The following is a 7,262-nucleotide window of genomic DNA, read 5'->3' as shown; positions in this document are numbered from 1 at the left end:
GACATCGAGTACGGCAGGATAAGGAACCGACGAGGCCCCCGAGTTGAAGAGCTCTGGACGTCAGACATCCCGCTCAGCAGCCCGAGGGCCCCGCCTGTTGCGCCACCCCGCCATCACCCGATCAGTGGCCAACCTGACAAGCTCGATGCCGATGGCGAGACGGTGTCATCGACGAAGGTGATCAACGAGGTCCAGGTCCTCACGCTCATCGATACTCCCCGTGAGAAGACTGATGAAGTGCGGTGGGCGGGCATCTCCGGCCGCGCCTCGACTCTGCTCCTGGCGCTGCCCGTTGCGCATGATCAGGGGGTGGTCTACGTGCCGGGCCGGACGGTCAACCGGATGTTCGGCGCCTACGGGCGAGGGCAGAACCGATGCACGCGACGCCCGGGCCATCGCCGACCAGGGCCGCGTGGTGACCCCACCGCACCGCAAGTTCAAGAAGGATCCGCCAGACTGGTATGAGGAGATCTACCAGCGCCAACGCAAGGCGCACTCTTCACGCCGTATCCGGGTCGAGCACGGCATCGCACATCCCAAGAACTGGCGAGCACTCGCCCGTCACCACGGCCGACGCGAGCACATGAGCGACACCCTCCAAGCCATCGCCGGACTGCTTTCACACCAGCAGGCGGCTACCCGCGGGACCCGTCAGCCACAGTGACCACCGCGCCGACCTGCCCTTCTCGACGTGCCACCGCCAACCATGCACGAGCTCGTAAAGGGCTGTCCCGTAAATAGTCTCTAGCTGTCTCGGGCATGGTTCATCGCGGTGAAGCCCGTTGAACTATCCTGCGAGAGGATCTTCCAGGTCTTCATGCGAGCCAAGATGTGCTCGGCCCGGGCTCGGACCTGCTTGTGGGGGACCTGTTGTGGTCTTCTTTCCAAGCGAGCTCGGTCTGGCTGCGCTCGCGACGGTGCGGGATGATCAGTCCGGTTCCCGGGTAACCGCCGTCGGCGATCGTGAGGGTCTTGCCGACAGCGCCCTTGGCGCCGGACTCCTCCTACGCCTTGCAGTGGTTACGGTTCCCGGCGAGCGGCCGACCGACCACGACGATCAAACGGGTGTCTGCGTCGATGACGACCTGGCGGTTCGTGGAACAGCGGTAGGTCTTCGACCGCTCGGCGACGGTGTGGTCGCGGGTGGGACGAGTGCCGTCCCCCGATGATCACGGTGTCCTTGGCGAACCGCTTGCGTGGGTGAAGGGCGGGCAACGGCACGAGGTGATCGATGATCCGGTCCGCCGCCGACTTAAACACCCCCCGAACAGCGGGGCGAGCTGCCGCATCGTGAGGTTCGTGCGCCAGTGCGCCGCGACCCACACAGGGCCCGGTCCTCCAGCTGCAGGCTCCATGGCCGGCCCTTGCGCACCGCGTCCGCACCCTGGCGCCGCAGAACCGCACCAGCTTCCAGGAGGCGTTCGGGCTCAGCACGGAGAAGGGGGCTATCCAGGAAGAATCCGACGCCGGGATCACACCAGCCACATCAAGATCATTCCATAGGCGACTGGCGGGCTCGGCCCACCTCTCAGCTACCGCTCAGCGGAGACACCCACGTGGGGTCGTATCGGGATCTCCTCGTGAGGTGGGCCAGCAGGTGCTCCGCCGCAATAAAGGCACCTGCGGCGCCCCGGGTCTGCCGTCCGGTCGCGACACCGGAAACCGTCGGCGCCCGGTATCGGCGGTGGCGGCTGGTCGCGGTGGACGGCACCGTCTTCGATGTCCCGGACACCGCGATGCAGAGCCGTACGCAGGTGGCGGGAACCCGGTGCCTGCCCGCCGCGGTGAGATCGTGGACGCGCCCGGCGAGTGCGGGTGAAGTCCAAACCAGGGTTCCGTCCGGCGCCGTGGTGACCTGCAGGTTTACACCATGGAGGTGGTGTTTGCCGGAGTAGTCGGCTCGGCTGTCGCCGACTCTGTCGCACTCGGCAGGAGTCCCATCGAGCGGAACGACCTGGACGTCCGCGGCCCTCAGCCGTCGGAAAGCAACTGAAGAACCGGCAGGACGATGTTCTTGCCGACTCGCCACAACAGGTCCGCACCCGTGCCGGACGCGGCTTGCCACAGGTCGAAGCAGGTGATGCCTCGGTCGGCCATCACCAGCATCCCCCGATCGAGGCGATTCAGCAGGCCTGGGATCAGCTGCTGTTCATGGACCGACAGCGGACCGGCTGCCGCTGCGAACACCGCATGCGTCCCGCATTCGACCAGCGCGGCCACCCTGACCTGCGGATAGGCACTACACTGCTGGCCTCGCGCTGAGCCGGACCGGCCGAAGAACGCACCGTCGGCACATCCAGGGAGTCAGCGACTTCGCTGCCGTTCCCCACCGCCGACGACCCGGCAAAGACCTCACCGTCAAAAGGAATTTGTCAACCGGGCGCACTCCCGAATCCGCTGACCGGTCGAGAGAGCCATCGCACGCATCAAAACCTGGCGCATCCTCCGCCAAGCCCGGATCGGTCCCAACAGACTCACGTCAATCGCCAAAGCCATCCTCACCCTGGAGGCTCACCGCTGAAGCTGCGCACTCCTGGACAACGGAGACGGACTGTAAGAACTCTTTACAGAAACCCGAACCCAGCCGCGGCTTGCCCCGCACCCCGGGGGGGGTGAGGAGGGTGCGGGGCAAGCCAGTCCGGCAGAACCTCCCCAGGTCCGCCGGCGTGGGAGCTGACCGCGATGCCAGGGCGGAACCGCGGCCAGCTGCGACTGACACTAACTCGGCCAGCAGCCAGAAGGCGAAGCCAAGCCGCTTGAACAGTCCGTTCGTCGGCGTGAGCCGCCCGTTCGGCGCCTCAATGCCGCTGTTTGAAGGAACGGTTTTGGGGCCGAAGAGCCGCCGTCCTGCCCAATGTGGAGGCGGTCCTCCGCAGCTCAGCACGATGTCTTCATTGATAGCTCAGCCGCCGGGTAGTGCCCCTCGGTGCAAGGTGCAGTGATGGCCTCGGTGGAGGTCGCTGGAGGAGCCGGAGCTGGCTTCCGGGAGCGTGGGGAAGTACTGCGGGCGGAGGCCGACTGGATTCTGGCCGAGTGCGGAGGCTAAGACCGGCTGGCAGAGTGGGTGATCACCATCGGGGCAAGAGCTGAGGTGCCCTGATGTTTCCGGACAGGGACCCAATAGGATCCCTGTGTTAGGGAACGAGAGGTATAACGTGGCGCCACCCAGCAAGTACTCGCCCGAGTTCAAGGAAGAAGCGGTCCAGATCGCGCTCCTTCCAGCGCAACCATCTCGGAGACGGCCCGGGAACTTGAACTCAACCCGGAAACACTCCGAGGCTGGGTGAAAAAGCATCAGAAGGTCAACGAGCCTGCGGCAGGGACACCACTGATGCTCAACGAGCGAGCACGCCTAAAGGAACTCGAGCGTCGAAATAGTGAGGTCGAGAAGAAAGTCAGCTTCCTGAAAAAGCCGCAGCGTACTTCGCGAAGGATCCCCGTAGCAGGCAAGTACGAGTTCATCGAAACGATGCGGCTCGACGCCGCAGAGTACGCGCATTCCGTCGAGTTCATGTGTGAACGGCTCAACGTATCGAAATCTGGCTACTACGAATGACGGAAGCGCCCGGATTCCGCAACAGTCCGGCGGCGCGGAGAATTAACACTGCTCATCAAGAAGGCATTCGAGATGTCGGACCCTACGGATACCGGCGCGTCCACGCCGCCAGCCCGGAGCTGGTCCGCCTGCTGATGCGTGAGCTGTGTCTGGTGCCCTGCCAGCCCAAGCGCCGAAGCGCCTCTCGCTCACCCAGCCAGCGGCCGGCGATGGGCCGGACCTCGTCGGCCGGAACTCCACCGCCGACCCGCCCGGCGAAAAACCCCTCGCGACATAGCCTACATCAAAAGCGGAGAAGGCTGACTGTACCTCGCGACCGTCATCGACTGCTGCACGAATGAAGTCATCGGATACGCGATGAACGACCACTACCAGACCTTTCTCACATCCCGGGCCACCCACAACTCTGCCCGGAAGGAGACTTGCCGACGGCGCGGTATTCCACTGCGACCGCGGATCGAACTACATGCTCCGCCGAGTTCGCGGGGACACTGAAACAGTTCAGGCTCCGTCGGCCATCCGGGCGTACCGGCGTCTGCTGGGACAATGGCCGAATCATTCTTCGGCGCCCTGAAGAACGAGCGGATTTCCCGCGTGACCTGACCCGAGGGGCAGCCCGATAGGATCACAAACGCCTCCACTCGGCAGTCGGATACCACCCACCGCGAGAAGTCGACGTCGAGTACACGGAGTTGCGCATGGCCGCATGAAATAAACGGTCAGGTTCAATGTCCGGAAACGCGAGGCCCCTCAAGCCATCACACTGCCTAACACGGCGGGCGTTGGACGGCATGACCAGATGCACCCCTCCGGGGGTCGACGTCGAAGTCGACGACCCCGTCGTCCTGAAATGGAAGATCGCCCGAAAAACAGGAGTCGGCCAGGCCCGCAGGTCCGGGCACTCGGCGTCCGCGGGCCGGGGTCGGGACAGCACAGCCTCCGCCCGAGGCTCCGACAGAACGCTCTAGCCTTCGGGAGTGCCTGTAACTGCCAGCTTCTCTCCTCGATGAGGTCGAGGAGAGAAGCTGGCAGTCCCTCACAGAGTAATCCGAGATCCGCACGTCCGGCAGCCCCATCGTCAGGGGCGAAGAAACGGCCACGATCCCACCGAAACCAGCCCACACCGCTATGGTGCCCCTCCGGGCGGCGCCACACAACCACACAGCACCGCGCCTGCCCGCACGCTTTCGGCGTCGTCGGCACGCACCAAATCGTCGGTTGCGCGGACTGGGTGATATGCGTTCAAGTTATCGGTGACTGGAAAAGGTGAGACGATGATCCGTAGGTACTCGGAGGGCCCGTCGCGGGATGCTGTGGCGTAGCTGGATGGACACCTAGCGTAGCGCGCGGCCTGCGGCCCCTCACGGTGACACACATTTCAGGAAACGCGGTGGAAGAGTATGGATGGCGCTACTGCACAAACCCTGGTGGTGTATGGCATAACCGGCGATCTGGCCAAACGGAAGATAATTCCAGCACTTTACCAGCTGCTGCGTCGGGGTCTGCTTGCAGTTCCTGTCACGGGGGTGGCAAGAGAAGAAATAAAGAGAAACGACTTTCGCAATTACATTCGCGACAGCATAACTGCAGCTTACGGTGAGTGCGACGAAGAAGCCAGCGCGGCACTGGCGGCCAAGGTGGGGTATATCGTCGGCGACATGGAAGAGCCGGAGCTCTATGAGAGAATAAGTCGAGCCATAGGGCCAAACGCTTTTGCTGTGCACTATCTAGCCGTTCCCCCTGGTTTGTTTGGGAGCGTAGCTCGCGGCCTTTCCCGTGCGCGGCTCGCCGAACGCAGTCGTTTAGTACTCGAAAAGCCGTTCGGATACGATTATCAATCGGCGCGACAGCTCAACATCGACCTTCTGCAGCACTTTCCAGAGGAGCGCATCAGGCGCGTGGATCACTATTTGGGCAAAGACGCAGTGCAGGACATAATGGTATTCCGGTTTGCTAATGCCCTCCTTGAGCCAGTCTGGAATCGGTCCCATGTGGCATCGGTTCAAATCACCTTGGCCGAGGAAGTCGGTGTACAAGAACGCGGCAGCTTTTACGATTCCGTCGGAACGGTCCGCGACGTTCTACAAAACCACCTTCTTCAAGTGCTTGCGTATCTGACTATGGAACCGCCCGCCCAATTCTCGGCGGAAGCCCAGCGCGCTGAAAAGCCTAGGTTGTTGCGTTGCGTCCGCACAGTGCAACCCGAGGATGCACTCTTTGGTCAGTACGACGGGTATCACAGCGTTTCCGGTGTAGCTGCCGATTCAGCAACCGAAACATATGCAGCCGTCCGGCTATGGATTGACAACTGGAGGTGGGCGGGAGTCCCCTTTTCAGTGCGTGCAGGGAAAAGATTGGCCACTACCGCTCTGGAGATAGCCGTGGAGCTCCACCGCCCCCCGCGTATGTTGTTTCTATCCTCATCGGCCGACCGCCCTGACCCAAATATCGTCCGTTTTCGCCTTCAGCCCGATCCTGCGGTCCTCTTCGATCTTCAAGCCAAAACACCTGGTCGCGCAAACGCTACTAGTCCGGTCCGAATATCGGTCGATTTGGCTGAGGCGTTAGGTGTAAGCGAGCAGCCCTATGAACGAATTATAGCTGATGCCTTGTCCGGCGAGGTGCGAACCTTTGCCCGGCAGGACACCGTGGAAGAGGCCTGGCGAATTGTCGACCACATCTTGCGGATACCAAAAACGCCTCACCGCTATGCTCCCGGCAGCTGGGGTCCGCCAGCGGCGGATGAATTGACTCGCGAAGGCCGCTGGTTTCCACTGTCCAGCGACACAGGGATAGTGTGGCAAAATTCGCCTTCAATTCCGTAAGGGCCCAATGGGTGTTCGGGCGGTTGTGGTGACAAGGGATCCCGAATAGCTCGGCGTGCCGCCCCTCAAGCATGTTGGCTGTGGGTGTGCCGTGGAACCGGTCGGCTCCGGCTTCGCCAACAAATTGGTCGACGGCACAGATCGACGATCTCGGCCTTGAACTCCGCGTAAACGAGCGGCGAGGTCGGGTCCTCTTCTTCCCCGTGTTCTCCATGACGAACATCATCCTTCCGAGGCCCAGGCCCCTGATCTCACATGTCCGTCAAAGCGAAGCAAGCCCAGCGAGCGCCGCTCCGGACGGCGACCGACAGATCAAAACCAAGGCCACCAGGGGGCCAGTCGTAACACCGGTCAGGCCACCGCCCGAAGCGGCACCTCAAGCCAGCCCGCGCCAGGCCTTCGGCTTGTCGGTCAGGCGCTCGACGGTGTTCCGCCCCTTGTGGAGTCCGCGTCATGGCCGAGAGGCCGACCGCCTCGTTTGCGGGGCCCTCCCCCGCCGAACCTCCTGCAGGAGAACCTCCTGCTGCCCAGAGGTCTGTCAACTGCGCCCACGCTCGTCTGTACTACCCGATCGAACGCGACGTCGCTGCCTACAGTAATGCTGTTGTCAAACGGCTTCCGTGACCGGGAGTGTGGCTTGGGAGCACCGTCGGTCGCGGATCAGGGCCCGCAGGACGTTGACACGTCGGCGGGCGAGGGCAAGTACGGCCTGGACGTGCTTCTTCCCTTGGGCGCGTTTGCGGTCGTAGAACTTCCGCGAGTTCGGGTCGTAGCGGACGCTGCTGTCAATGCTCCCGCAGAATTGAGCACGCTCTGCTCCTTGGGTTCTAACGCTTGTCGCAACACTCCTTGATCATGATGGGTGTGTTGATGGCGAGGGT

General features: G+C 62.9%; 4 protein-coding genes and 5 pseudogenes. 4 read left to right on the top strand and 5 right to left on the bottom strand.

Annotation, left to right across the window (positions count from 1 at the left end; translation table 11 throughout):
- Window positions 1-141 precede the first annotated feature (141 nt).
- Both IF89_RS43230 and IF89_RS47250 read left to right on the top strand, forming a co-directional pair.
- Window positions 142-415 (top strand): annotated as a pseudogene (locus tag IF89_RS43230) (IS110 family transposase); the annotation flags it as partial.
- A complete protein-coding gene (locus tag IF89_RS47250) occupies window positions 413-664 on the top strand; it encodes a transposase family protein (protein WP_234327988.1) in 252 nt (83 codons plus the stop codon). The pseudogene IF89_RS43230 and the gene IF89_RS47250, both read left to right, overlap by 3 nt.
- A 134-nt stretch (window positions 665-798) precedes the next feature.
- Here the strand turns inward: IF89_RS47250 and IF89_RS43225 are convergent.
- From IF89_RS43225 to IF89_RS0133690, 3 genes and pseudogenes are all read right to left on the bottom strand, one after another.
- Window positions 799-1,485: pseudogene (locus tag IF89_RS43225) on the bottom strand (transposase family protein); the annotation flags it as partial.
- Window positions 1,486-1,729: 244 nt separating this feature from the next.
- A pseudogene (locus IF89_RS45195) lies at window positions 1,730-1,981 on the bottom strand (transposase family protein); the annotation flags it as partial.
- On the bottom strand, window positions 1,972-2,220 hold the full coding sequence (locus IF89_RS0133690; protein ID WP_158718044.1) for a hypothetical protein: 249 nt from the start codon (window positions 2,218-2,220) through the stop codon (window positions 1,972-1,974). The gene IF89_RS0133690 and the pseudogene IF89_RS45195, both read right to left, overlap by 10 nt.
- A 1,009-nt stretch (window positions 2,221-3,229) precedes the next feature.
- Between IF89_RS0133690 and IF89_RS43215 the strand changes: the two genes are divergently transcribed.
- Both IF89_RS43215 and zwf read left to right on the top strand, forming a co-directional pair.
- Window positions 3,230-3,556, top strand: coding sequence for a transposase (locus IF89_RS43215; protein ID WP_078628709.1), 327 nt, complete (start codon window positions 3,230-3,232; stop codon window positions 3,554-3,556).
- 1,400 nt (window positions 3,557-4,956) lie between these two features.
- Window positions 4,957-6,381, top strand: coding sequence for a glucose-6-phosphate dehydrogenase (zwf, locus tag IF89_RS43210; RefSeq protein WP_078628708.1), 1,425 nt, complete (start codon window positions 4,957-4,959; stop codon window positions 6,379-6,381).
- 379 nt (window positions 6,382-6,760) lie between these two features.
- Here zwf and IF89_RS45190 read toward each other — a convergent pair.
- Together IF89_RS45190 and IF89_RS48320 are read right to left on the bottom strand one after the other, a co-directional pair.
- Window positions 6,761-6,858: pseudogene (locus tag IF89_RS45190) on the bottom strand (IS5/IS1182 family transposase); the annotation flags it as partial.
- A 130-nt stretch (window positions 6,859-6,988) separates the two neighbouring features.
- Window positions 6,989-7,195, bottom strand: a pseudogene (locus IF89_RS48320) (IS110 family transposase); the annotation flags it as partial.
- Window positions 7,196-7,262: the final 67 nt, after the last annotated feature.

Origin of the sequence: Streptomyces sp. NRRL F-2664 (assembly GCF_000719345.1) — a bacterium.
In the GTDB taxonomy this organism is placed as follows: domain Bacteria; phylum Actinomycetota; class Actinomycetes; order Streptomycetales; family Streptomycetaceae; genus Streptomyces.
This window is presented reverse-complemented; position numbering and strand designations above follow the sequence as displayed.